Here is a 26,964-nt window from a genome sequence, read left to right as displayed (position 1 = left end):
ACAAGACCAACAACCCTAAAGCCAGCTCACTAAATCAAGAGTGGCTGACTCTAGGGTTGTTTCATGTTAAATGCTGAAAAGCAGTTTAGCAGCCATTTTGGTAATGGTGCCCTTTTCGTTCCGATTGCCCTTACCTTATCAGGATTTAAGGCTCTATCCCCCATTGCTTGCTTCCAGCCAAGTAAGCGATTACCTTAGTGGAATCTTTTAAACTGGTTGCTGTGGCATCAAAGGAATAATCATCGGTTTGGGTGTAATTGCTCCAGTCCGCTTTGGATATCCGGGTTTGCAGCTCCACACTTTGACCGGGTTCTAAAGAACCCGCACCTGACTTAAAGCCGATTTCCACATAAGAATCTGCTCCCGGTCTAACATTGGATAGTGTTTTGAAGCTGGCGACCACATTCTCAGGACCAATACTTGACCAATCCGCGAAGAAGTTTTGGGGTTTATCCCCATTTATAGTGTAATAATAACGCAGCGTCACATCCGCAAGGGAAACGGACGAGGTTCCCGTATTCGTAATTTTAAACTTGGAGCTGATCGTGTTACTTGTTTCAGATACATTACCGTTGAAGGTCTGTACCTTGAGAACACCCTGTTCTGTTCCTGGCTCGCTTGGTGTATTTTCCTTTACTTTCACCGTGAACAGCACATCGCTACCTGCATTAAAATGAAACGTTAGCGCTGTGTCTCCTTTAGGGAGTTTGGACAAATAACTATTGGAGAAGGTAACCGTTTCGCCATTGATCGTATAATCTTCACCTTTTTTCAGTACCACGCTGCCCTGCTTAATGGCGTCTAACGTATTACCGCTAAGTGTAAGCTTGACGGAAATATCGGTATTTGCGTTATCCTGTCCATAGGTTGCAGTCGTCGGCGTAATGCTGGACTGGCCGGCAGATGGTTGATCACCGCCCACTCGATCTGCCACCAGAATACCGCGGCCATTTGTTCCCAGATAAGCACGTCCATAAACTCGGGGGTCACCGATAATGGTCGTCACCCGTGCATATTGATGCTTGTCGTCATTAATGCGTACCCAGTTTGCGCCAGCATCGTCCGAACGGTAAAATCCGCGTGTACCGTCGATTTTACCAACGATGAATACAGTTGCATTGGTACGATTCTGTGCTGCTTTACCAAAGCCTACAAAGTCTGCCTCCTGCACATTAGCGAGCTTGGTGAACGTAACGCCGGAATCCTTGGAATGCCACAAGCCGTATGGCTCTCCATCCTCAGAGCCCCCAGCGAACCATACATCCCCTTCTGCTCCACGTACTGCATCAATATCGGCATTGCCTTCAGTTGGCAAGCCAGATACCGCCGAAGCCGTGAACGATACGCCTCCATTGGTGCTTATATATATTTTTCCGGCGGCGAACGCATAGTATTTGTTAGGATTCACCCGGTCTGAGGCAATCTTCGCATTCGCTGGAATCCCTGTACTTGCGGTCCATGAGTTGCCGCCTGTTTTGGAGTAAAATACGCCTTTGTCCGATGTACTCCAGAGCAAGCCATTACCATCGGCCGCAACGGCTATGCTTCCCCCTCCTGCTGTGCCGGAAGGCTCACTGTTCGCTTTATACCAGTTTGCTCCGCCATCATTGGAGAAGCCGATGGATTTGGCATTCGAATCTTTTTGGTAATCTGCTTTGCCTACCCGCGCCATAAAAGCTGGATTCAGCTCGGCATAATCGATACTTTCACTGCTTGTAAAAGTGGGATTATCCAGCATTTTAGCTGGAGCCTTGAACAGATCGTCATGTCTGAAACCGGAGACATCCCCTACTGCGCTCACCAAAGGTGCACCGGTTGGAGGGCTTACAAGATCCAAAATCGCAGTTTCCTCTACCCCCTTAGCTGCAACCGAAATGTCCAGCTTACCGCCCTTGTCCCAGTTCGTCAAATTTTTGGAGCCGTAAATAGTAGCTCCTGTGCCGTATAACATATGGTCTGAATTAAATGGATCAATCTCCAGATCCCCGATCATCCAGCCCAGCTTGGGCGATACTTCCGGCGGAGCAGGGTTGGCATTGAAAGTCAGCCAAGGTGCAGCTGTTATATCCAAATTGTATTTCAGCTTGCGAGTTGGATAACCATCGAATTCCCAAATGGGGCTCCAGGTTGCCCCGCTGTCGGTGCTGCGATAAATCGTTGCATCCGGCCACCATGAATTCAGCGTAGCCACCATAAGAGTACCCGGCTTCTGCGCGTCTACTGTCAGTCCACCATATCCAAAATAATTATCCGTGCTGCTACTGGCAACAGGACTTATATTGGTCCACTGACCACTGGCTGTATTCAATTTCCACACATCACCCTTTGTCCCGTCATATGGACCTGCTCCATCGCTATAAGAGATATACAGGTTGTCGTCCGATGACAACACGCCATGATGTGGCAAATAGCCCTTAGGTTGCCCTGCTACAGCAGACCAGGTTGTCCCGCCATCTGTACTGCGATAGACACTTTGATTCTTATCAGCTACCCCCACATAAATCGTCTGTGTAGCTTTGCTGGAAGAGCCCGTCTTTTTGTCAAACGTAATCCAGGCTAAACCGACGATATCACTGGTGTACTCATTGGAAGGGTCCTGAACATACGTGCCCGGATTTGGGAAGCTGCTTACCTTGCTCCAGGTTACCCCGTAATCCGAGCTTTTCCATAGTCCATTACCACTCCGTGCCCCGAAGAACAAAATATTGTTCTTATTGGGATCAATCGTCAGCCTCTCCCCCATCGAGCGGCCTGGCATATTACCTCCCACCTTAAAAGGAAGCTTCGTTGTCTGCCACGTATTGCCCCGGTCGGTTGACCGCATAATCTGTCCGTTTTGCTTGTCCCATGAATTGGTATACGTACCTGTAGCTAAATATACACGATTTGGATCAACAGGATCGGTCGCCAACGCATCCACGCCATTTTTGTTCCAGTCTTCCCAGCCCACAGAATCCGTCAACGGAATCCAGCTCTCGTCAGTGGGGTTCCAGCGGTAAGCACCTCCAATATCCGTACGGGCATAGATCAGATTTTTTTCCTTCTCATTAAAAATGATACCGGGCACAAAACCGCCACCTCCACCCGTGACCACACTCTTCCAGGTATACTCATCACTTGGAGCGGCATGTGTCGGCGTTATCAATCCCGTCCAGGAAGCACCCGCTACCACTAACGCCAGACACGCGATCCTAAACCTGCTTTTTGCCTTCGTCATTGAATTCAACCTCCTTCTCCATTTTCATTTGAATATGCGAGTCATTTCCAGATGAAAGAAATCAGCCGATTCCGGATTCGTTCCTATCATTGTATCTCCAACCAACATAGTCTGATCAATGCTTCTCTCGGCCTCACCTCCAGTCGTTATCAATGAAATGCAACAGGAATTACTTTTTATAAAGCGCTTACATTTTATCTTGCTCAATAGATTCGTCATCTTTTTCTCGGTTCCTTGTGTAAAAAATCAAGATTATGTTAATATCATCAATTGCTCCGCGGCTTACAATGTGGGTTTGATCCTTCTCCTGGGCATTGATACCTTTTATATATTACTATTATGAATTTTTCATATATTGAAATAATTACTTTATTTCTCATTCTTTAACCCCCGTCAAAATACTTTGATATACGCCAAAAAACCGCGCTATGCGCGGTTTCGGCTTCTGTGAATGCCAACGGTAAATATTAAATATATCCTTTATTATTGCAAATATTCAAGCGCCAGTGCCAAAAATATGTGGCCTGACACAAGCAATGCACGTTCATCAAAATCAAAATGAGGATGGTGGTGAGCATAATGTGTTCGTTCATCCTCATTACGCGCCCCGACATGAATGAAGGCTCCCGGTCGCTGCTCCAAATAATAAGCAAAATCCTCTGCTCCCATGACCGGCTTCAGATCCAGAAAAGCGTCAGCTCCATACAGCCTGCCGACAAGCTCGCGTACACGTTCGGTTTCAGCTTCAGCATTCACCAGAGAAGGATAGCCATTCAGATAATCAATTTCATATCCTGCATGATAAGCCTCAGTCAAACCCTTGACAATACTGCGGATTTCATTCTCGACCTCCTTGCGCACTTCTTTATTGAACGTACGCACGGTCCCTTCGATTTTAGCCTTATCCGCAATAACATTGAAGGCGGTTCCCGCCTGAAAAACACCAATGGTCAGCACAGCTGATTCAATAGGGTCCACCCTGCGACTGACCACCTGCTGCAATCCGTTCACAATTTGGCTACCGATGACAATAGAGTCTACCGTCTGATGCGGTCGCGCGCCATGCCCGCCTTTGCCGATGATCTGGATCGTAAATGCGTCGACAGCCGCCATCGCAGGCCCACTCTTTAATCCAATTTTACCAAGTGGAATTTCAGATGCGAGGTGAATACCATATACCGCCTCTACCCCATCCAGACAGCCATCCTCAATCATAAACTTGGCTCCGCCGGGCGGCTTTTCTTCCGCATGTTGAAAAATAAACACGAGCTTGCCCTTCAGAGCCTCCCGGTTATGGCTTAATACACGTGCTGCTCCTAGTAGCGCAGCCGTATGGCCATCATGTCCACAAGCATGCATAACACCGGGAACCGTGGATTTATAGGGCGCATCCTTTTCATCCTGAATAGGAAGCGCATCAAAATCGGCACGAAATGCGATCGTTCTGCCTGGTTGGCCGCCCTCCAAAAACCCGAGCACACCGTTCCCGCCCACATTCGTTCTCACCTCAATGCCAAAAGATCGCAATTGATCAGCGATAAATACAGACGTATTCGTTTCTTCAAAAGAAAGCTCGGGATGCTGATGCAGATGTCTTCTCCACGCAATCAGGTCTTGCTCACCGTCTTTCAATTCCTGAACCCATTTCTCTAGCATAATACCCTCTTTTCCTATTGAATTTATTTAATTATATGTTTATCTTACCATGAATTTACTGTAGAATCTTCTATCCTGCCGATAACAAGCCAAAGAAGATATGTCTTTGATTTAAGCCGGGTAGTGACAAGCGGCATAATGTCCTGTGCCAATCGCTGTCAGTTCCGGCGCTTCCTCACTGCAAAGCGAGGTCGCCAGCGGACAACGAGTATGAAAACGACAGCCAGACGGTGGCTTCGCAGGCGAAGGAATCTCACCTTGTACCGTAATCAGCTCCCGTCGGTTTTTCGGATTCGGATTGGGTATGGAAGCAACAAGCCCTCGGGTATAGGGATGTGCCGGATGCCGGAAAATCTCCTCGCTTGGCGCAATTTCTACAAGCTTACCCAAGTACATGACCCCAATCCGGTCCGATATATGTCGGACAATGTGCAATCCGTGCGCGATAAACAAATAGGTCGTATCCAGCTTACGCTGTAAATCCTGAAGCAGATTGACAATTTGCGCCTGAACAGAAACATCCAAAGCCGAAACTGCCTCATCCGCCAAAATAAACTGCGGTTGCAGCGCAATTGCACGAGCAATCCCGATCCGCTGGCGCTGGCCTCCCGAAAATTCATGCGGAAACCGCGTGATCAGCGAAGGTGACAATCCGACTGCACTCAGCAGTTCCTCGACTCGTTCCCGTTTGGCCTTGCCATTCAGCCCTTCATGAACCGCAAGCGGTTCACCGATAATATCCCCCACATTCCAACGCGGATCAAGCGACCCGTAAGGATCTTGAAAAATCATCTGCATATCACGGCGAGCAGATCGTAATTCGGAATTCCCTAACTTTGTCAGCTCCCGGTCCTGAAACCATACCTGCCCTGAGGTTGGGCGTTCTAACTGCATCAGAAGACGACCTAAGGTAGATTTACCGCTGCCGGATTCACCGACTAGTCCGAAGGTTTCACCCTGTCGGATCGAAAACGATACATCATCCACCGCCCGGATTGAAGCACCTGCCCGACCGGGAAAGCTTCTTTTCACCGGATAATACTTGCGAAGTCCATCCACCCGAAACAAATTCTGCTTGTCATGCCCTGTGTCCGCAACAGTTACATTGGATTTTGCAGATTCCTTTACCTGTACACCATCACCGCTCACTTTGACCCCATCAACAGCAGATACATACGTCACTTCTTCCTTTGCTTCTGCCGCCTCTTCATCAGCATCTGCCGAGACTCGCCCTTCCACAGATACCTCTGAAATACGCCAATCACCGGACGCAGCCAATTGCTCCGAATGCCAGCAAGCTACCTCACGTCCATTCTTGGCAGCCAAGGGAGGGGCTTCGTTTTTGCATTGATCCGTTGCATGCGGGCAACGTGGGTGGAACAAGCAGCCGGACGGCAAAGCGCCCAGGCTGGGGATGGCCCCCGGGATCGAAAATAGCTTGCTGCTGCGATCTGTATCCAGCGTTGCCACCGAACGAAGCAATCCTCTTGTGTACGGATGCAGCGGCAGCTCGAACAGCTCTTCCGTTGCGGCCTGCTCCACGACTCGCCCGGCATACATCACAACTATTCGATCCGCAATCTCCGCTGCAATACCCAAATCATGCGTAATTAGCAGAATCGACATGTTGAATTCCACCTTTAATTCCTGAAGCAACTGCAAAATTTGCGATTGAATCGTTACATCCAGCGCCGTCGTCGGTTCATCCGCAATCAGCAGTTCAGGGCCACATGACAGCGCCATCGCAATCATCGCCCGTTGCAGCATCCCGCCGGACAGCTCTCCGGGATACTGCTTCATACGGATTTCCGGCTCAGGAATCCCTACCCTGTTCAGCAAATGAACCGCATGAGCCCATGCCTGCTTCCGTGTCTTCCGATCATGCTCCATAATGATTTCCATCAGTTGATATCCAATGGTGTACACCGGATCAAACGCCGCCATCGGCTCCTGAAATACCATCGCCATCTTTTTGCCGCGAAGTGAGCGCAATTCCTGCTGCGACAAAACAGTCAAATCGATGCCCTTCAACCGAATTTTCCCTTGGGCAATTCGTCCGCCCTCATAATCGATCAGCCGCATAATCGCCTTGGAGGTAATCGTTTTTCCGCTACCGGATTCACCAACGAGGCAGACCGTTTCCCCCGCCCCGATCGTCAGCGATATGTTGTCGAGTGCTTGCAGCAAACCTTTTTTAGTGTGAAAATCGACCGACAGATGCTCTATCTCCAACAATGATGACAAACGAACTCCCTCCTTCTATAGCACTAACGAATAGGCTTCCTGATGCTAGTTTGCGTTCTTTTTCGGGTCCAGCTCATCTCTCAGCCTGTCTCCCAAAATATTGACCGACAGCACGAACAACGTAATGGCTAGACCAGGAAAGGTACATATCCACCAAGCCACTGTCAAATATCCGCGTCCCTGAGACAATACCGTTCCCCAATCCGGAATTTCTTTTACCGTGCCAAGCCCCAGAAAGCTTAATCCCGATCCGGCCAAAATGGCACTACCGATTCCAAGCGTCGCCATTACGAGCAGAGGGGGCAGGGAATTAGGAAGCACATGACGCCAAAAGATACCAAAAGGTGTAACTCCGATGGAGCGTGAAGCTGTGACGTAAGAACGTCCTTTTATGCTCATAATCTGTCCCCGCATCACCCTTGCATAACCCGGAATAGCAGATATGGCTACCGCCAGTACGATATTAAACAAACTCGGTCCTAGAGCTGCCGCAATCGCCAAAGCCAACAGAATGCCGGGAATTGTCATCAAAATATCAATCAATCGCATCAGCACTGTGTCCACGATCCCACCGATGTAGCCTGACAGTGCTCCTATAATTCCACCAGCCAGACCACCGACGAGCACCGACATAAAGCCGATAAACAGGGAGTCCCGACTTCCATGAACGACCAGACTGAATACATCCCGTCCAAAATAATCCGTTCCGAACCAGTGAGCAGCGCTTGGGCCCTGTAAAATCTGGTCGCTTAACATTTCTGTTGGCACATAGGAAGCAATCCATTGCGGAAACGCTGCACAGGCGACCACGAACACAATAATTAGCCCTGCCGCATATACGAATCCATCCGACACTCCTCCGAACCATAACCTTCCGGTTTTCCGAACAACCCGCTGCTTTCTTTCCTTCCAGACTGTTTTGGCCGCCATCGTTTCTCTCAACTGTCTTCCTCCTCCCTTATTCCTGCCGACTTACGCCTAGCGTCTAACCCTCGGATCAATGAACGTATAAGATATATCCACCAATAGATTTACGATCACGTACATGATAGCAGAGAACAACACAACTCCCTGCACAACTGGTAAATCCTTAGCCATAATCGCATCCGCAATTAAACGCCCAATACCTTGTCGCGAAAATACCGTCTCACTCACAACTGCTCCGGCCAGCATTTCTCCCATCAGCATCCCGATCATCGTTATCGCAGGAATCAACGCATTACGCAGCGCATGGCGATACATAATGACCTTCTCCGATAAGCCTTTGGAACGGAGCGTAACGATAAACTGCTCATTAATGACCTCCAGCATACTGTTGCGTACCATTCTGACAATGAACCCCGCACCGACAATGCCCAAAGTGAGAGACGGAAGCACAAGGGTTTTCCAGCCGTCCGAGCCCATTGCAGGCAGCCACCCCAAATGAATGGAGAAAATGAGCAACAGCAGAATTCCTGACCAGAATGTGGGCATGGAAATGCCGAACAATCCGACGATTCGCGCGATGATATCAATGGGCTTATTCCGATGAATGGCCGACAGCACTCCAAGCAGGACACCGATGATGACCGAAATGGCAGAACCGGCAAGCGTCAACGCCAATGTAGGCGGGAGATTGACCCATATTTTAGGTAGCACCGGATCAGCATTGAGGAGTGATTTTCCAAAATCACCTTGTAGCAGATTTCCGAAATAGTTCAAAAACTGAACATGAAAAGGCTGATCCACTCCCAACTTATGACGCAAATTGGCGATCATTTCTGGCGTGGCCGTCGAAGGGTCCAGAATAGAATCCACCGGGTCCCCCGGAAGCAGATACAAAATACTGAACACCAGAATACAAGAACCCACAATCACCAACAAAGAGGTAACCAGTCGTTCTGCAACAGCTCTGATCATGAAGCCCACTCCTTTCCGTCTGGATGGCTCGCCAGAAACAATTTAGCCATACTATTTTTGAATGCGCACATCGTTGAACAGCGGATAACCCACTAAATCGAATTTGAGACCTTGCACCGACTTGGCGGCTCCAACGGTATAAGGGAATACATAAATCGGAATGATAACAGCCTGATCACGGATCAATTGTTGTACCTTTTTGTAAATCCCCTCCCGCTTGGCATCATCCTTTTCAATCGCTCCCTGCTCCAACAGCTTATCGACCTCAGGATTGGAGAAGTTAGGCAGTGTAGGCCGCTGATTTGGAGCCGCTGTGTGGTAAAAAGCATATAACGCGTTCGGGTCCACATTGACCTGGCTATTCCCGTAGAAATCATAGTTTCCGTTCGTATATACAACCGTTGCAACATCCTTGGTAATTTCAATCTTCACATCAACACCGATTTTCTTTAGCTGCTGCTGAATAATAGCTGCAATGTCGTTGCGTTTTTCACGGTTCGGAGTGCCGTCTACATAATGCAGCGTCAGACGTTTCCCATCCTTCACACGGAAACCATCCGCACCTTTGACCCAACCCAGTTCATCCAGCAACTGATTGGCTTTGTTAGCATCCGGCTGCAAGCCGTTTTCCAATGATTTATCATATCCAAAAATACCCGGAGTGAGTGGCGACCAAGCCTGCTCATAGGTACCCAGGTAAAGCGTTTTGACAATCGTCCCCACATCAACACCGTATTGCAACGCCTGTCTGGCCTTCAATTCATTCCACGGTGCCTTCTTTTGGTTAATGAACAGCGTGTATGGTAAACCCAGGGTATTGACCTGCAGCAATTGAAAATTAGGGTCACTCTTCAGTGTTAAAATATTTTGCGGCGGAACTGTTTCTGCGGCCAATGCCTGCCCGCTCTGCACACTGCCGATCCGTGTCGCTTCCTCCGGCACGATTTTAAAGGTCACGCTATCCAAATACGGCGCTCCCTTGTTCTCGACAGTTTCCGGCGCCCATTTGTAATCCGGGTTACGTTCGATTTTGATTTCTGCATTTTCGTCCCACTTTACAAACTTAAACGGGCCTGTGCCCACCGGATGCTTGCCGAATTGATCTCCATATTTTTTGACTCCTGCAGGAGAAACAATTGCTACTGCCGGAATACTTAAATTGCTCAAAAATGCCTGCGATGGTCGTTTCAGATTCAGCTTAATCGTGTATTCGTCTATCACTTGTGAGGATTCATACGGGGCCAGCAAGTTAGCAGCATTACCAACTACAGCTTGCGGATCAATAATCCGGTCATAGCTGAATTTGACTGCTTCCGCATTAAACGGAGTTCCGTCATGGAACTTAACGTCCTTGCGCAGCTTGAACGTATAGCTTTTTCCATCCTCGGAAACGCTCCATTCGGTCGCCAGCCAAGGTTTAATCGTATTGTCCGGCAGCTTTACAACCAAATTATCGAATATCCCACGATACACCCGGGATGCTACCGCCAATCCACTCTTATGCGGGTCCAGTGAATCCGGCGATGTCGCCAGCGCATAGGTTAGGTCCCCACCTTCTGCGGCTTGCCCGCCTCCCGCTGCATTTGCCCCGGTATTCGTAGAATTGGCTCCTCCATTGCCTGAGCATGCCGATAATACCAGCATCAGCGACAGGGTTAGAGCTAACATTTTCGCATATCGACTTGTTCGTTTCACCTGTAAAACACTCTCCGTTCTCGTGGGTAATTTTATGAATGCATTGCATATTTGAGGCCGATGTTACATTGTTGATAATTCCAATCAGATATATATGAATTGTACAAATAACTGTATACCCGTGTTTTTATAGTGTCAATGCAAGTTCTAATTGGAATGATCTATGGATAGATAGAAGACTTAAATTGACAACGCAAAAAAGAGCCGACAGGAATGCTCTCCCCGACCCTTTTTCGTTGCTAATTACAATTTTGAATTTTTCAGGTATTGAAAAACTGACTTATATTCCCTCGTACCGGATGAGTCTGCTCCCTGTACTCCCCACCCGTATAACTGCCAATCACCTTACGCCAAAAGGACTGCGCTGGCCTGTTCGTGCTCATCTGCGTCACCTTCCAACGCCCAGCAAAACGTCCAAATAGCTCATGAGCCGCCCACGTCCCGACCCCATTATGCCGATAAGGACGCAGCACAAAAAACTCAGCCATGTAGTAGTCAGCCTCCCGATTACTGGACATTCGGTCAACCAGCGCAAAACCTACGGGAACGTCCTGCCTCCAGATCAGAAAAGGCAGCTTTTGTTCACCGCTTGTCCAGTATTGATACAAGTCCGGGTAAGCCGGGAATGTGCCGTTTTCAGTAACATCAATTCGAAGATAGGCTGTAAAATCATATAAATAAAATTGCATGAGCTGAACAATAACGTCCCTCTGCGACTCCGGAACACTTTTGATGGACAGCTTCAATTCCGACTGAATGTCATACCCCATACTTTCACCTCTCTTGACGGATCAGTTCGTTCTTTACTTTGATTTGCATTCCATCTTCCCTTCCATCCGATGCTGTTCAAAATATGCTAAAATACATATATTATGACCGGACGAGGTGGAACCCAATGAATATACAAAAGATTATCGACCGGCGCAAACTGGACGAAAAAATGCCGGGATTACCATGGTACGTGCAGCAATTTATGGATTACAAGCTGCCCGACCTGTCCCCCTCCACATTGCTGGAATATGTACGGGATTATGAAGCTTTTTTTACATGGCTTCGCTCAGAAGGCTTGTCTGCCGGAGAGACGAACGCCCAAGTTACGCTGGAAGAATTGGAGACGCTCCATATGGATAGTATTACGGGCTACCGTTTGTTCCTATCGACTAAGCGTGAAGGCTCCAACTCCCGTATTACGATTTCACGTAAGCTATCGTCCCTGCGTTCCCTCTTTCATTATTTGAGCCAGATCGCTGAAGATGAAAACTTTTATCCTTTGCTCAAACGCAACATTATGGCCAAGGTCGAAATCAAGCGCATACATAAACCTAAGGACACGGCCGCCAAGCTCAAAGGAAAGATACTGGAGGAGGAAGAGCTGCTTGAATTTATCGGCTATATTTATGAAGGCTATGGACAGGATTTGGCCGATAACAAGCAGGCACTGTACTCCTATGAACTGAACAAGGAACGGGACGCCTGCATTGCCAGTCTCATTCTAAACTCGGGCCTGCGCGTATCTGAAATCGTCAATCTGAATATGGACGATCTGGATGTAAACAATAAATTACTATATGTGTATCGTAAAGGCAACAACGACGAAACCTTTAAAACGCCAGTATATTTCCGCGAGCAGTCCAAAGATGATCTGGCACTCTATTTATCCCTGCGGCATACCCGTTATCGCGCACCCAAAAAGGAAAAGGCGCTCTTTGTCGCACGTCCCAACGGCAGTACAGAAGGCAAACGGATGACAAAAAGAGCGATTCAGGCGATGATTATCAAGTACGCCAAACGGTTCGGCAAACCTTACCTGACTGTTCACAAGCTCCGTCATTCCTTTGCCACCGACTACTATTTGCAAAACGATATTTACAAAACGAAGGAACAGCTCGGTCATGCTTCCACGGAAACAACGGAAGTCTATGCCCATCTGACCGACAAGACCATGTCCCAAGCGATTGAACGACGGGTGGAGTCTCAAACCGACTCAGCCGATTGATGTCTCAGCCCTACTCATTCCGGACTCCTTCTCTCTGCTTCTGAATCTGTCCAAGTAACCAGCGGCCTGCCGGGCCGTTGGCATCGGCGGGAAATATCTGTATCGTTTTATCTGAAAAGTGGCTCTGTGCCCAACCCGTATGATCTACCCAAACCGCTACTCCCTGTACATTTGTCAGCTCAGTGGTAAGCTGGGCATCCGATTGTTTCCGCACCATAACCAGCTTTGGATAATGCTCTTGTTTAAAACCTTCCAGCAACACGCAGTCGTATGCCTGAAAATGCCGGATTAGTTCGGTGACAGGCCGACTATGCTCCTCTAAAATGGCTGTTCTTTCACCTGAAACAATGGCTACGCCTTCGGCTCCCGCTTGTCGGTGCTTGTACGTATCTGTTCCCTCATGATCCATCTCAAATTCATGTCCATCATGCTTGATCACAGCTACGCGTAGCCCGGACTCCCGCAAATAACGAATCAACCCTCCGAGGAAGGTCGTTTTCCCCGTATTTTTGAATCCGACGACCTGACATACATACGGATTTATCCTATTCACGTCACATGACCGCCTAGAAGCACCAGCACACGTACCTCTTCTCCTGCACGCAAGCCTTCTGTTGTTGGAGGAATCACGATCAGACAGTCGGTGTCCTTAATCGTCACCATGACGCTGGATTCATCTACTCGCGCAGGAATCGCGTATACTTGTCCATTGCGTATTTCCAGGGAGCTGCGTACAAAACGGGTAAAATTATTTACCTTCGTGTAATCTGCTCCCAACCGTGCCGTCCAGGTTTGCAAATACGGCTGCTCTGAAGACAGCATCATTTGGATGGTGGGTCGCACAAACAACTCACAGCCTACAAAGCACGCACCGGGATTGCCAGAAAGCGCAAATAACAGCTTACCGTCAATGACCGCGGCTGTAGTCACACTGCCTGGACGCATGGTGACCTTGTTAAACAGCATATCCACATCTTCCTGTCGTACCAGATCGCCCATAATATCAAAATCCCCCACCGATACACCGCCACTCGTGACGACGATATCGTAGGCAGCTATCGCTTCACGTACAGAAGCACGGGCGAGAACCAAATCATCATGAATGGCTTGCAAGATGAACGGCTCCCCCCCTGCCTCCCTGATTTGTGAAGCCAGCATATATGTATTGCTGTTCCGAATTTTCCCCGGCTGCAACGGCTCATCCACGGCAAGCAATTCCGAACCTGTGGAAAAAACGGCCACCCGTGGCTTCCTGTAGACGGGTACCCGATGTACACCAAAGGTAGCCAGCACCGAGATGTGCCCTGCCCCCAGACAGGTTCCTTTGCTGAGTAGAAGCTGATCTTCCTGAATCTCATGGCCGATTGGTGTCACATTTTTGCCGATTTCCATGCGCTTCTTCAGGCCGACATATACCTGTCCATCTTCCTCACGTAGCTGTGTCGCTTCCAGCATAACAACCGTGTCTGCCCCTTCAGGCAATTGTGCTCCTGTCATGATGCGCGCCGCCAATCCCGTCTCCACCCGCTTGTCCGATACGGTGCCGCATGGAATTTCATCAATCACACGTAGCCAGATTTCCTGACCGGACGAACAGACTTCAGTGTCCGAACCAAGGATGGCGTATCCATCCATGCCTGAACGACGGAAGCTGGGATATGGGTGTGGTGCGGTCAAATCCATCGCCAAATAACGTCCATGGGCCTGCTCGAGTCCTACATCCTCCCGCTCTCCCCGTTTGACATGAGCAGCTATTCTGCTTTGCGCTTCTTCCACTTGAACCGCTTTGCGCTGAAATTTGTCCGAATTTAATTGTACCTGATTCATATCTTCACTCCGTTCTTCTGAAAATGCTCTCTTTCTGTTATAACGCTAAAACCGTTATCTGGCAAATCCGGACAGTATTTATTGGGTCGTGGTCAGTCTCTTTGCGCAAAAAAACAGCCCGGAATCTCATACCCAGGCTGTTTTGGCAGGTACTATTTTAGAATTTTAATCATCATTACACTTCTTGACCCCATCATCGTCGGCTTCGTCGGCTGATTTTACCTGAACCGCTGCGTGTTTTAGGCTTGTTGTAAGATTTCCGCGGCGAATCAAAAATGCTGGAACCGCCGCTGCTGCCCCGGTCACGTGAAATCGAGCCCCTGCTCGGTGAACTGCTGCTGGAGCCTCTGTCGAACAGACTTCCGCTGGAACCGACACTGGAATCAGACCCCTTACCCCTGCGGGTAACGGAACCCTTCCGCTCCACCGTAATCGGCGGGATCGCTTTCTTCTCCTGCACCGTAGGTGCACGATACTGGCCCTGAGAAGGTCGGTATACATCTCTGCTTGAATACCCCCGGTAAGAGCCGGAACCGCGTAACGAATCAAACAGAGCATCCAGTACGGTTGCCGTTAAGTATCCTTTTAGAAAGCTGGAACTGTAATTTTGCTCGACATACTTCTTGCTGTCAATTTCAATTAATGTGTCTTCCTTCTTGGCTGGATCTTGCTGTAAATGGTACCATTCATCGCTGTACACCAGAAACATCCGCTCATTGCTCTGCGGTGACATTTGTTCCGGTTCACGCTGTTCTTTCAGTTCCTCCGCCACTTCCGGAACCGTTTTGCCTGCGGCGCGATACACGTACGAGGTCGAGTTGCCGCTGCCGCTGACCGATTCCAGTGGGTACGTATCTTTCACATTTGGCGCACCGCAGCCGCTTAACACGGATACGAACAAGCTCAGCGCCACAATGACCTTTAATGCATACTGCCAGGTGCGTTTGCCCATGTGTCACCCTCTCCTAGCTTGCCCGAATAACCTTGACGTCTCCGGTAATTACTTCTTCTCCTTCATATAGCATAAAGCGACCATCCTGCCACTCTACACGCAGCAAATGGTAATCATCTGACTGATACTGCCAAACGTGCTGTTCTCCACCCTGTTGAAAAGGAGCACGGCCCATAACCGTAACATGCCCAAAATACTGCTCTTCCAAATAATATGTTGTATCATCCAGCTCCAGAATCGTTGGCACTTCCTCCGGGTTGTCCAGTCTGCCGTCGATAGCCTGGTACAGTCCAAATTGCAGCGTTTCCCGTTCCTCAATGTGAAGGTAGCTGACTTGATTACCATCCTGGAGCGTCAAAACAACGGCATTCCGAGCGCGGTTGTGTACTCGGCCTACCACTTCATATGTGACAAGAGACACTTCACAGATATCGCCCGGATTTAAATGAAGCATGCTTTTTTCCGCTTTTGGTGGCTCCGGCTTGGCAAACAGATTTGAAATACGTTTCCATACACCCATGATGATTCCCCCTGCTTTTCTTTAGCCTAGAAACATGCTGCAATGATCAAAGCGCCGACCAGATGCAGCGTACCTGAAAACAGACCAAAGCCAATTTTGCCTTCCTGCGTCCCTTTATCCAGATCAAGCTGTGCCCAGTACCGAAGCAACAGACGAACGATAACTTCCAAAACAAACAGAATGACAAAGGCGATCACAGAATACACAAGCGCCTCCAGCAAATTGTTAGCTGTAGCAATCGAGCTTGACAAAATATACCCTTGTGCAAACAGCTTCATAATTAACCGGACCGTTACGGCCATATTACCGGCTTTCACTTCTGCAAAATCCTTATACTTCGTAAATAAAGAATCAATGTACATCAATACGAACAACAAAACGGCACCCGCGCCAGTCCATACAAGCATCGCTTTCATCGTTTCTAAAAAATGCATTTCATACCATCCTCCACATCTTCTTGACCTTCATATATGTTGATTTACGCCTCCGGGCAGGGAAAAGCGAAGGAGAAAACGGTTCCCCTTCGCTTCCTTAGCAGCCACGCAGGCGGCCATGCTTATAACCTTATTTATTGTCGTATTGCTTCAACAAAGCGGCAAGCTCATCGTCCACGGCGCTTTTCTTATCAAGCTCCTTAAATTCCTCATCCAGCGATTTTTCCTTAGAGGACATTTCGTTGCTTGCTTCTGCACGCGCTTCTGCTTGCAGCATTTTTTCTTCCATACGCTTCAGTCCGGCAGTTGCCGTATCGGAGCTAAAACCGTTCATCGCTTTGTTAATTTCTGTTTGCGCTTTGGCTGCATTATAACGGGCAACCAGCGTTTCACGCTTGTTCTTCATTTCCGTCAGTTGTCTGCGCATTTCATCCAACTTACCACGCAGGTTATCGGCTGCCGCTTTATTCTGCTCGTAGCCCGTCTTGAACTCGGTCATTTTTTGCTCAGCAGATTTCTTTTCTTCCAACGCGCGGCGAGCCAGATCCACATTTTGCGCTTTTGCTGCCGTATGAGCCTGTTCTTCACGTTTTTTCACCAAAGCGGCCTGCTCTTCATATTGCTGTTTGAATCTCTTCTCAATGGCAATCTGAGCGGCTACCGCTTTCTCTGCATCTTCCAAGTCCTCTTGCATATCACGAATGTATTGATCCGTCATTTTAATTGGATCTTCGGCCTTGTCAATAATGGAGTTGATATTGGACATCGTAAGATCTCTTAAACGTTTGAAAATAGACATGTGAAGTTCCTCCTAGAGTTGAATGCTTAAATTTTAAGCTCTGTACACATGTTTACGCAAGCTTTGCAAATAGAGTTTCAAAAATATTATCCGATAAAGTACATTTAAAGTACATTCTAAAAACCACGCAAGTATGGCTCCGGGATATCCGCCTGTACTTTTAGATCCCGCGATGCATGCAACGCCCAATACGGATCGCGCAGCATGGCGCGTCCTATCGCTACCAGATCAGCTTCTTTTTGCTGAATCACCCGCCGGGCATCCTCATAATCGTCCAGCAGACCGACAGCGATTACAGGTACATTCAGCTTTTCACGTATTTTATGTGCCAAATCCACCTGATATCCCGCTCGCGCAGATGGACCGCCGTTAGAACCAATCGGCCCCTCGCCACCAGAGGAGATGTGAAAAATATCCACACCTGCATCACGATATCGTTCCCCTATGCCCGCTATGTATTCCACATTATATCCGTTTTCGACATACTCTTTGGCGGATATCCGCATCAACACAGGCATATCAGACGGAAGTACCTCTTTAACAGCCTGAATCACTTCAACACCGAACAGCGATAGATCCTGTCCATACTCATCTTCTCTGGTGTTCGTTAAAGGTGAATGAAATTGATGGATCAGATAACCGTGAGCGCCATGAATTTCTACCGTATCAAACCCGGCTTCCACCGCGCGGCGCGCGCCTTCCTTATAAGCCTGAACCAGCTCCCTGGCTTCGACTGTCGTCAAAGCATGCGGCTCCTTGAAACGTTCGCTAAAAGCAATCGAGGACGGTGCAACAGGCAAGTCGGCATCTTCAGCCTTTCGTCCGGCATGACCTAATTGAATTCCGATTTTGGCACCGTACTTGTGGACTTCCTCCACTATTTTACGGTATGCAGGAATATGCTCGTCACTCCAAATGCCCAGATCATGATCAGTAATACGTCCATCTGGGTGGACCGCCGTCATTTCCACAATAATCAGCCCGGTACCACCTACTGCCCGGCTAACATAATGGACATGATGCCAATCATTTGGCTTTCCATCTTTGGCCTCCACACTATATTGGCACATGGGGGGCATTACAATCCGGTTTTTTAAAGAAAGTCCCTTTAATTGATAAGGAGTAAACAAGTCGGTCACTTTTATCCATCCTTCCTTTAATTCCAATTCTGTACAATATGAATTGCAACCTCATTATACACCAGCTATCACTGGATACCGAATCCATTAAAAGGCTAAAACTTGCGAAAATGCTGTTGTTTTCGGTCAGGTTTAATAGAATATGTGCGTTTAGCTTCGAGATCTGCACTTACATCCGTATTGTGCTGCATTTCCACTCAACCATTCAATAGTCTAACCTGTTTAACAGCATAATTTCAACATGTCAGGTACATAATAAATGAAAGCAACAGAAGGTACCACTGCACGGAAAGGGGGATACATATGCCGTACAGGGGAATATTGCCAATCATGGCACTGTTACTAGCATTTTCGAGTTTTCCCGTTCACGCGGATGCGCCTCCCGATACCGGAACGACTCATCCCAAGGAAGCGGTTGTTGTTTCTTCAGCACAAAAGAGCAGACAACGAGCCACTCCCACATTAGCCATGCTTCGAAAAAAACATGCGGATATTTTTAAAATGTGCGGCCCACATACTCAGCAAATTGCCCTGACTTTTGATGACGTGCCTGATTCCCGGTATACGCCGCAGGTTCTGGACATTTTGCACGCGAATGGTATCAAAGCCACCTTCTTTATCGTCGGTCACCGTGCGGAAAAACACCCGGGCATGATTCGCCGTATCATACGTGAAGGCCATGCCATAGGCAACCATTCCTATACCCACCCGGATTTTAGGAAGGCTTCACCGGAACGCTTTCGCAACCAGATTAAGAAAACAGAACATATTTTGGAGGCCACCGTGGGCTTTCGACCCAAGCTGATTCGCCCGCCCTATGGTGAAATAACGGAGCCTCAGATCCAGTGGGCGCGTCGTCACGGCTACATGATTGTAAATTGGAACGTAGACTCCCTCGATTGGAAGGGACTGAGTAAAACACAAATTCATCGTAATGTGATCCCGGCTACCGGACCAGGCTCCATCATTTTAATGCACGCAGGCGGTGGTCAAAGCTCCAACCTGAAAGGCACTGTTCAATCCCTGCCGGGTCTTATTCAAGCGCTGAAAGCCAAGGGGTACAAATTTGTCACGGTTCCACGGCTACTTCACACCTCGGAGCGGAAATAACAGTAAAGGGCTGTCTTACGAGCAGATGCATTCTGCTCGTCAAGACAGCCCTTTTTTAATCGACAAAGCCCATATGAATCAGGACCGGCGATTAAGTTATTTGATATTTGTTTACATAATATATATTATGTAAACAAAATTCATGGCTTATACAGTCTATTTATCAATGACGTACAGCTTCACATTTTGGAAACCAAAGTCATTCACAAAAGATGGACTTCCCGGAATGAAAATATCAATCCGTTTCCCCGTAATGGCGCTGCCCTTATCGCGGGCTACCGCTACAAAAGATTGATCCGGCAGCCCTGGATGGGAATAGCCTGTAACCAACACTTTCGTACCCAACGGAATTACGCTTGGGTCTACGGCAATCGTACCGAGCTTAAGCGGATTTCCGAAATAGTCTACCGCTCCCCATTTTCCATTTTCACTGGCTGCTGCGGAATACGCTGTGGCCTTCACATCAACTACTTTGCTGTAGTTAAATGTTTTGCCCCATGCTTCAACCTGTTGACCGTCACCGGCCGGCTCTTTCTCGGACAAAAGCTGAGGCTTCGAATCTGAAGCAACATTTACCTTGTTCTCGTCCGGAACCTTAATTTGTACTCCTGCATATATATTGCTGGCAGCAACATCCGGGTTCTCCTTTTGCAGATCCTCTACGGATACCCCGTAACGCTGAGCAAGCAAAAAGAAGGTATCACCTTCCTTGGCGGTATGAAGCGAAGCGGCGTCGGCTACCCCTGCTGTCTGTGCCAATCCTGCTATAGCTGTGGCCAGCACTGCAAATTTCATTGTTTTTCCAATACGTTTCAGATGTTTCAAAAGATATGTACCTCCTCTAATATGCCTGCGAAGTTAGCTGTCGGATTCGGACTCAGGAGAAGCCCTATGCTTAATGCAATTCACCCCTAGGCACCTTCCATCCATTCGTATGAAGACGGATCAGAAGTGACTGCCGTTGTTACGTCCCCCGCACTTCCCATGATTTTGGGTCCCGCATTCAGCGCCTCTCGTTGCTGTCTGCTGCCCAGGTAAGTTTTGGCTCACTGCATAATATCACAATTTTGTAACCTTATCTGCATGAAAATGTTGGGAACCTCGAACATCATACTATATCCGTTACAATTTTGTCATCAAGAAATCGAAAAGAGTTACAAAAGTCTGAACGAGGATGACAAAAAAAAGAAAAAGCCCTCCCGTCAAACTTCTGCCGTGGAGGGCTTGCTTCATAGCCTTTAAAAGCTCATTTCTTATAAAACCTTGGCAAGAAAATCCCGGGTACGGTCATGGCTTGGTGTACCAAAAACCTGCTCCGGTGTACCTTGCTCCACAATTTGACCATTATCCATAAAAATAATGCGGTCTCCTACCTCGCGGGCAAAGCCCATCTCATGCGTTACGATGACCATCGTCATGCCACCCTCAGCCAGCTTCTTCATCACGTCCAGCACCTCTCCGACCATTTCAGGGTCCAAGGCGGAGGTCGGCTCATCGAAGAGCATCACATGCGGCTGCATCGCCAAGGCGCGTGCAATTGCAATCCGCTGTTTCTGTCCACCGGACAACTGGTTTGGATAGGTGTCTTTTTTGTCTTCAAGTCCAACGGTACGCAGCAGCTCCAACGCAATTTTCTCTGCTTCCTTTGCTGACTGGCCTCTAACCTGGGTCGGCGCAAGTGTCAGATTTTGCAGTACTGTTTTGTGTGGGAACAGATTGAAGTGCTGGAACACCATGCCCATTTTCTCACGAGTTGCATTAATGTTGTGACCGCGTGCCGTAATCGGCTCACCCTCAAACAGAATCTCCCCGTCAGTCGGCTGCTCCAGCAGATTCATACAACGCAAAAATGTACTTTTTCCCGAGCCACTCGGTCCAATGACGACAACAACCTCGCCTTTGGCAATATCTACATTAATGCCTTTTAAAATTTCATTTCTGCCGAACGATTTACGCAGTTGTTTAACGGTGATCACTGGCTCTCAACTTCCTTTCCCATAAACCCAACAGCTTCGACAAGCTGAATGTCATTACAAAATAAATAGCTGCCGCGATTACGAACGGACTTAATCCTTCGTAGGTAATGTTCTTAATGACTTGGGCCTGATACATAATATCCACCATACCGATGGTAGAAATGATGGATGATTCTTTAATAATCGTAATAAATTCATTACCGATGGCAGGCAGTACGGACTTGAACGCTTGCGGTAAAATGACGTGACGCATAGCTTTGCCTCGTCCCATACCGAGTGAACGGGCTGCTTCCATCTGACCACGGTCTACTCCCTGAATACCTGCACGGAAAATTTCTGCCAGATATGCCGAGCTATTTAGAGATAACGTAATAATACCGGACTGAAGTGGCGTAAAATTGACGCCCAGCGTCAATGCAACCCCGTAATGGATGATCATAAGCTGTACCAGCATAGGTGTGCCACGCAGCACCTCCACGTACGCTGTACCCAACCACTCAATGATACGTACACCGCTCATCCGCAACAGAGAAATGATCAGACCAATGATAAATCCGAACAGTACCCCGAGGGCGGACAGCAACAATGTGTAGCCGATACCCGTAACGTAAAAACTGCGATATTTCCAAAATATATCCACAATGTTATGGGAAGAAGCCTGTCGATCCGCAGAGAGCGCACTCGCTTCCGTGGAAAACTTTTCAATAGACCCGTCTGCTTTCAGACGAGCCAGCGTTTTATTTACAGATGCCAGCAGTTCAGTATTTCCTTTACGAATACCTACAGCCGTTTCTGCTCCTGCTTCCTCAGGCACCGCCTTGGCAAGTGTTACAGTGCCATCCAATGTGTATCCTTTAGCGACAGTGTCTTCAATCACTACAGCATTCACACGTTGGGTCCGAAGCTGGAGCACCAGATCGGATATTTTGTCCAGTGAAGTTACTGAGGCATTGGGCACTTTCTGAGCAATTTCCTCTTGGATACTCCCCTTTTGTGCTCCGATCTTCTCGCCTTTCAAAGCAGCCATCGTCGAATATTTGTCCTTATCCTCCGGGCGTACCATAATCACTTGCTTGGAGTGGTAGTACACATCCGAAAAATCAATACTCTTTTTGCGTTCATCCGTCGGTGTCATACCTGACAGAACCAAGTCTACGCGGCCACTTTGCAGAGCAGGCAGCAACGAGTCAAAGCTCATGTCCTCAATGACCAGCTCTGCACCCAGATCCTTGGCAATTTCATTGGCGATATCAACATCAAAGCCAACAATGGTATCCTTACCGTTAATTACTTTATGAAACTCATACGGCGGAAAATCGGCACTCATGCCGAGTACAAGTTTTTGCTGTGTCTTCGCTTCCGTTCCGTATGCAGTGAGCATAGGAAGACCAGCCAGCAGCAAGATAACCGCCGTCAAAATCAGGGCGGTAAAACGATATGCCTTTTTCAATCTTTTTTTCTCTCCTTAAATTCTTTATAATAAATAAGATTGTGTCATTATAAATGAATATGCATGAATATGCAATGAATGTTATAGTACTATTTCAGCATACCTAACGTAATACCTACATTACAGCTTTTACAAAGGAGTTTTTCCATGAATTACAAAAATACGATCCAACGTACCATTGAGCAGCATGCCCAACGTTTTAAGGACATTTCTTTATATATTGGCGCCAACCCTGAACTGGGAAATGAGGAATTTTTGGCCTCTGCCCGTCTGAAAGAGGAATTGGCTTTTCACGGATTTGAAGTTCAGTCCCCTGTTGTGGATATAGAAACGGCTTTTATTGCGACTTTTAAAGCAGCCAAACCCGGGCCGGTCATCGCTTTTCTGGCGGAATATGACGCTCTGAAAGGCTTGGGACACGCATGTGGACATCACTTGATCTGTATGATGAGTACAGGAGCTGCTGTCGGCCTCAAATCAGTCATTGACGAGATCGGCGGAGAAATACGAGTATACGGCACACCTGCCGAGGAAACGCGCGGTGCCAAGATTCCCATGGCGGCTGCCGGTTTGTTTGATGATTGCGATATAGCGCTCATGACACATCCTTATGACCGCTATGAAAAATCCGGCAAATCGTTGGCAATTGATGCTGTACAGTTCGAATTCTTTGGGAAATCCGCTCACGCCGCTGCCAGTCCCCACGAAGGTATTAACGCGCTGGATGCAGTGATTCAAACGTTCAACGGCATCAATGCGTTCCGCCAGCAGGTGAAGAGTACGGTACGTATTCACGGCATTATTAATCAAGGAGGCCAGGCAGCGAACATTATTCCTGATTATGCTTCTGCTCAATTTTATGTACGGGCTGCTACACGTCATGAACTGAATTCATTGACTCGCCGTGTCGTTCAAATTGCTGAAGGTGCTGCCTTACAAGCTGGGTGCCGTCTGGAAACCTCGAATTATGAAACATCTTATGATGAAATGGTGACCAACCGCGCGCTTTCCGATGCCTTTACCGCTAACCTGGTGCTGGCGGGCATTGCGCAGGAGAATATAACAGAGGGTGAAGATCACGGCTCTATGGATATTGGAAATGTGTCGCTGCACTGTCCTGCCATTCATCCTTACATTCAAGTTATGGACGAGAAGCACGCCTTGCATACACCTGAATTCCGCGATTTAGCGATGCAGGATCGGGCGCTGGAAGGAATGTTGTTAGCCGCCAGAACCCTGGCATGGACCGCCTGTGATGTAATTACGAAACCTGAATTGCTGGCTCAAATCAAGGAAGAATTCGCTCTGCTGAAAAGCGAACGTTAATTTTTTTTAATTACGCCTTCTTTCCAGAAAGGAGCATTCAAAATGAATAATATGAGCAGCTTTTGGGCGTTGTTTATTGTGGTCGACATCATTATTTTGTGGTTTTTTTTCCGAGCATTATACCGAAGGAACCGTGGAAACCGAAAGACACGTCGACGTAATGCATTTTTTCTTAGCTCCCCGTCCCCCTCTTCCCTTGAACAGGGGCGCCATAAAGAAATTGTAGAACTGATGCAGCTTTTGGAACGATCTATTCCAGCCTCCTACGCTCATAGCGTCAGGCAGCGTGTAATAAAAGCCCATCCTCACCTGACGGAGAAGGAATACGATTGGCGCTGGAATGAGCTAAAACGATATTTTATGCTATGCGCCATTATGAATCGGGTGCCGATGTTTAGTCCGGATGTAGATGAATTGTGGCACGAAATGCTGATGTTTACACGGGAGTACCAGCAATTCTCGGAAGCCTTCTTTGGTCGCATGCTGCACCACGCCCCTCATTCCGGCTCACAGCCGATGCCGGATGAAAGGGCATGGTTTGACTGGCTGTATGTGGAATGCTTTGGCTGGAACCGCTATAGCGCGAGCTTATGGGGGGCTTTTTTTAATCATCCATTACCGAATAACGAGCTTGCACACTATTACAAGCTGGCAGCTTCCGGGCAGCCAGCAGGCGACCGTTGGAATACGCAAGAGGGTATGGGCATCTCTCAGCAGGCACAGCAAGCGGTTCAGAGGATCTTGGACCATCTACGTATCCGGGTAAATGAAGCTGTAGATGATCCAGATGGCAAGCGACTGCCGAAGGTCAACTATTTGCAAAGTGATTATCTACTGCTGGCCGTTGTATGGTATTCCTGGTATCAACCCAAACAGTTTGCCTTGCACATGCATCCGGATGCTACAGGAAGTGCCGCATTAGCAAGCTCATCAGGCTGTAGTTCAGCAAGTGGCTGCTCGAACTGGGATACGCACCACTCGCACCATCACTCTTCCCACGGTAGCTCCCATGATGGAGGCTCATCTCACCACGATTCAGGTGATTCCGGCGGCAGCCATTCCTCGTGCAGCAGTAGCTCCTCATGCGGAAGCAGCTGTGGTGGAGGCGGAGGCGACTGATCACATCAAAAAAAGGGCATTCCCCAGCCACTATTGGCTTTTTGAGGAATGCCCTTTTTCCATTGTACATTCTGCATCATTTGAACACTTTTACCCAGTACACTCAGTTCATTCGTTTCCAATTAGTGAACGATAAATATCCAGATACGCTCCCGCCGACACATCCCAGCTGTACTCTCCTGCAAAAGCAGTGTGTGTAAGCTTGGACCAATGCTCAGGCTGGCGATAAAAATCAACCGCACGACGAATCGTATGCAGCATATCATGTGCATTGTAGTTTTTAAAGCTAAAACCGTTCCCTTCGCCTGTAGACTCATTGTAAGCATGTACGGTATCGTTCAGACCGCCCGTTTCCCGTACAATGGGAATGCTACCATAGCGAAGCGCCAGCAACTGGCTGATCCCGCAAGGCTCAAACCTCGACGGCATAAGGTACATATCGCTTGCAGCATAAATTTTACGGGACAACGGTTCACTGAATGCCAGCTGTGCCGACATTTTCAAGGGATAACGTCCGGCCGCTTCCCGGAACCAGTGCTCAAAGGCCGGATCTCCCGTGCCTAGCACGACAAACTGAATATCATCATAGTACATGATCTCATCAAGTATCCTTGTTACCAGATCCAGTCCCTTCATATCCACAAGTCGGGTTACCATCGCAATTAAAGGCACATCCGGTCGTACCGGCAAACCCAGTTCCTTTTGCAGACCGATCTTGTTTTCCTTTTTCTTGACCAGACTGGTGCGGTACTTCGTATAAATACGATTGTCCGTAGCAGGATTGTAGCTTTTGGTATCAATTCCGTTCACTATACCCGATAAACGCCCCTGCTCTCCCAGCTTACGCAGCAGCCCTTCCAGCCCGTAGCCGTAAAATTCTGTCTGAATCTCCTCTGCATAGGTAGGACTTACTGTGGTGACATGATCCGAGTAGGTCAGTCCGCCCTTCATAAAATTCAGTCTGCCATGATACTCCACACCCTCAGGGGTAAAATAGCTACTGTCGAGATTCAGCAGTTCCGTTAAAACCTCATACGGAAAATCCCCCTGATACAGCAGGTTATGTATCGTAAACACGGTGCGAATATCACTGTAAAAGGGCAAATGACGGTAATTGGCGTTCAATAGCAACGGTACCATCGCGGTATGCCAATCATGACAATGCAAAATATCCGGCTGGAAATTCAAATCAGGCAATACTTCCAAAATCGCCCGGTTGAAAAAGGAGAAGCGTTCGCCATCATCCATATAACCGTAAATCCCTTCACGACCGAAGTAATATTCATTATCTATAAAATAAACCTTAATTCCGTCCAACGTCAGTTCCTCTACTCCACAATACTGATCACGCCAACCTACAGCGACATGCTTGACCGTTACCGGACGCAGTGACTTCTTATAAGTATCGGGAATCCCCGCATATTTAGGCAAAATGATTCGGACATCGCACCCTGCCTGAAGAAGGGCCTTCGGCAGTGCACCAATGACATCAGCCAACCCGCCTGTTTTAATAAATGGATGTGCTTCTGCTGCTGCAAATAGAATCTTCATATATGCTTCCTCCTTAATGACCTCAACCCTATTTTAAACCAGTTGTAACATGGA

22 protein-coding genes and 1 riboswitch are annotated in these 26,964 nt (G+C 48.1%); of the genes, 4 read left to right on the top strand and 18 right to left on the bottom strand.

Annotated elements, in window-relative coordinates; all coding sequences use genetic code 11:
- Window positions 1-145 precede the first annotated feature (145 nt).
- The 7 genes from ACWXW9_RS01645 to ACWXW9_RS01615 all read right to left on the bottom strand — a co-directional run bounded on the left by ACWXW9_RS01645 (window position 146) and on the right by ACWXW9_RS01615 (window position 11,481).
- Complete coding sequence (locus ACWXW9_RS01645) at window positions 146-3,217, bottom strand: cellulose binding domain-containing protein (RefSeq protein ID WP_494927981.1); 3,072 nt, start codon at window positions 3,215-3,217, stop codon at window positions 146-148.
- Window positions 3,218-3,700: 483 nt separating this feature from the next.
- Window positions 3,701-4,873: a M20 metallopeptidase family protein gene (locus ACWXW9_RS01640; protein WP_494927980.1), complete on the bottom strand. Its 1,173-nt coding sequence runs from the start codon at window positions 4,871-4,873 to the stop codon at window positions 3,701-3,703.
- 111 nt (window positions 4,874-4,984) lie between these two features.
- A complete protein-coding gene (locus ACWXW9_RS01635) occupies window positions 4,985-7,117 on the bottom strand; it encodes an ABC transporter ATP-binding protein (protein WP_494927979.1) in 2,133 nt (710 codons plus the stop codon).
- Between the two features lie 45 nt (window positions 7,118-7,162).
- A complete protein-coding gene (locus ACWXW9_RS01630) occupies window positions 7,163-8,059 on the bottom strand; it encodes an ABC transporter permease (RefSeq protein WP_494927978.1) in 897 nt (298 codons plus the stop codon).
- Between the two features lie 36 nt (window positions 8,060-8,095).
- On the bottom strand, window positions 8,096-9,016 hold the full coding sequence (locus ACWXW9_RS01625; RefSeq protein WP_494927977.1) for an ABC transporter permease: 921 nt from the start codon (window positions 9,014-9,016) through the stop codon (window positions 8,096-8,098).
- A gap of 51 nt (window positions 9,017-9,067) precedes the next feature.
- Window positions 9,068-10,684, bottom strand: coding sequence for an ABC transporter substrate-binding protein (locus ACWXW9_RS01620; RefSeq protein ID WP_494927976.1), 1,617 nt, complete (start codon window positions 10,682-10,684; stop codon window positions 9,068-9,070).
- 287 nt (window positions 10,685-10,971) lie between these two features.
- A complete protein-coding gene (locus tag ACWXW9_RS01615; RefSeq protein ID WP_494927975.1) occupies window positions 10,972-11,481 on the bottom strand; it encodes a GNAT family N-acetyltransferase in 510 nt (169 codons plus the stop codon).
- Window positions 11,482-11,606: 125 nt separating this feature from the next.
- On the opposite strand from ACWXW9_RS01615, the gene xerS reads away from it, so the two are divergent.
- The gene (gene xerS / locus ACWXW9_RS01610; protein ID WP_494927974.1) at window positions 11,607-12,707 is read left to right on the top strand and encodes a tyrosine recombinase XerS; all 1,101 of its coding nucleotides are present in this window, start codon (window positions 11,607-11,609) and stop codon (window positions 12,705-12,707) included.
- 10 nt (window positions 12,708-12,717) lie between these two features.
- Here xerS and mobB read toward each other — a convergent pair whose 3' ends face one another.
- From mobB to ACWXW9_RS01575, 7 genes are all read right to left on the bottom strand, one after another.
- A complete protein-coding gene (mobB, locus tag ACWXW9_RS01605) occupies window positions 12,718-13,260 on the bottom strand; it encodes a molybdopterin-guanine dinucleotide biosynthesis protein B (RefSeq protein WP_494927973.1) in 543 nt (180 codons plus the stop codon).
- Window positions 13,257-14,534: a molybdopterin molybdotransferase MoeA gene (locus ACWXW9_RS01600; RefSeq protein ID WP_494927972.1), complete on the bottom strand. Its 1,278-nt coding sequence runs from the start codon at window positions 14,532-14,534 to the stop codon at window positions 13,257-13,259. Before ACWXW9_RS01600 ends, mobB begins: the two co-directional genes overlap by 4 nt.
- Window positions 14,535-14,727: 193 nt before the next feature.
- Entirely contained in the window at window positions 14,728-15,486 is a 759-nt protein-coding gene (locus ACWXW9_RS01595) for a DUF4247 domain-containing protein (protein WP_494927971.1), read from the bottom strand.
- 13 nt (window positions 15,487-15,499) lie between these two features.
- On the bottom strand, window positions 15,500-16,006 hold the full coding sequence (locus tag ACWXW9_RS01590) for a DUF4178 domain-containing protein (RefSeq protein WP_494927970.1): 507 nt from the start codon (window positions 16,004-16,006) through the stop codon (window positions 15,500-15,502).
- Between the two features lie 26 nt (window positions 16,007-16,032).
- Window positions 16,033-16,440, bottom strand: a complete 408-nt coding sequence (locus ACWXW9_RS01585; protein WP_025682698.1) for a DUF350 domain-containing protein — start codon at window positions 16,438-16,440, stop codon at window positions 16,033-16,035.
- 130 nt (window positions 16,441-16,570) lie between these two features.
- Complete coding sequence (locus tag ACWXW9_RS01580) at window positions 16,571-17,239, bottom strand: PspA/IM30 family protein (protein WP_025682699.1); 669 nt, start codon at window positions 17,237-17,239, stop codon at window positions 16,571-16,573.
- 116 nt (window positions 17,240-17,355) lie between these two features.
- Window positions 17,356-18,378: an NADH:flavin oxidoreductase/NADH oxidase gene (locus ACWXW9_RS01575; protein ID WP_494928156.1), complete on the bottom strand. Its 1,023-nt coding sequence runs from the start codon at window positions 18,376-18,378 to the stop codon at window positions 17,356-17,358.
- A gap of 303 nt (window positions 18,379-18,681) precedes the next feature.
- Between ACWXW9_RS01575 and ACWXW9_RS01570 the strand changes: the two genes are divergently transcribed.
- Complete coding sequence (locus ACWXW9_RS01570; RefSeq protein WP_494927969.1) at window positions 18,682-19,488, top strand: polysaccharide deacetylase family protein; 807 nt, start codon at window positions 18,682-18,684, stop codon at window positions 19,486-19,488.
- A gap of 156 nt (window positions 19,489-19,644) precedes the next feature.
- On the opposite strand, the gene ACWXW9_RS01565 is transcribed toward ACWXW9_RS01570, so the two are convergent.
- The 3 genes from ACWXW9_RS01565 to ACWXW9_RS01555 form a co-directional block, all read right to left on the bottom strand.
- Window positions 19,645-20,313, bottom strand: coding sequence for a 3D domain-containing protein (locus ACWXW9_RS01565; RefSeq protein ID WP_494927968.1), 669 nt, complete (start codon window positions 20,311-20,313; stop codon window positions 19,645-19,647).
- Window positions 20,314-20,320: 7 nt separating this feature from the next.
- Window positions 20,321-20,495: riboswitch (cyclic di-AMP (ydaO/yuaA leader) on the bottom strand.
- Window positions 20,496-20,741: 246 nt separating this feature from the next.
- A complete protein-coding gene (locus ACWXW9_RS01560; protein ID WP_494927967.1) occupies window positions 20,742-21,464 on the bottom strand; it encodes an amino acid ABC transporter ATP-binding protein in 723 nt (240 codons plus the stop codon).
- A complete protein-coding gene (locus tag ACWXW9_RS01555) occupies window positions 21,451-22,914 on the bottom strand; it encodes an ABC transporter substrate-binding protein/permease (RefSeq protein WP_494927966.1) in 1,464 nt (487 codons plus the stop codon). Before ACWXW9_RS01555 ends, ACWXW9_RS01560 begins: the two co-directional genes overlap by 14 nt.
- Before the next feature lie 147 nt (window positions 22,915-23,061).
- On the opposite strand from ACWXW9_RS01555, the gene ACWXW9_RS01550 reads away from it, so the two are divergent.
- Together ACWXW9_RS01550 and ACWXW9_RS01545 are read left to right on the top strand one after the other, a co-directional pair.
- Window positions 23,062-24,240 (top strand): M20 family metallopeptidase, encoded by a 1,179-nt coding sequence (locus tag ACWXW9_RS01550; protein WP_494927965.1) that lies wholly within the window; start codon window positions 23,062-23,064, stop codon window positions 24,238-24,240.
- A 42-nt stretch (window positions 24,241-24,282) separates the two neighbouring features.
- Window positions 24,283-25,359, top strand: coding sequence for a UCP032817 domain-containing protein (locus tag ACWXW9_RS01545; protein WP_494927964.1), 1,077 nt, complete (start codon window positions 24,283-24,285; stop codon window positions 25,357-25,359).
- 108 nt (window positions 25,360-25,467) lie between these two features.
- On the opposite strand, the gene glgA is transcribed toward ACWXW9_RS01545, so the two are convergent.
- Window positions 25,468-26,910 carry a glycogen synthase GlgA gene (gene glgA, locus ACWXW9_RS01540; RefSeq protein WP_494927963.1) on the bottom strand — a complete coding sequence of 481 codons (1,443 nt, stop codon included), beginning with the start codon at window positions 26,908-26,910 and terminating at the stop codon, window positions 25,468-25,470.
- Between the last annotated feature and the right edge of the window lie 54 nt (window positions 26,911-26,964).

This window comes from Paenibacillus sp. LT-B23 (genome assembly GCF_059417685.1).
This window is presented reverse-complemented; position numbering and strand designations above follow the sequence as displayed.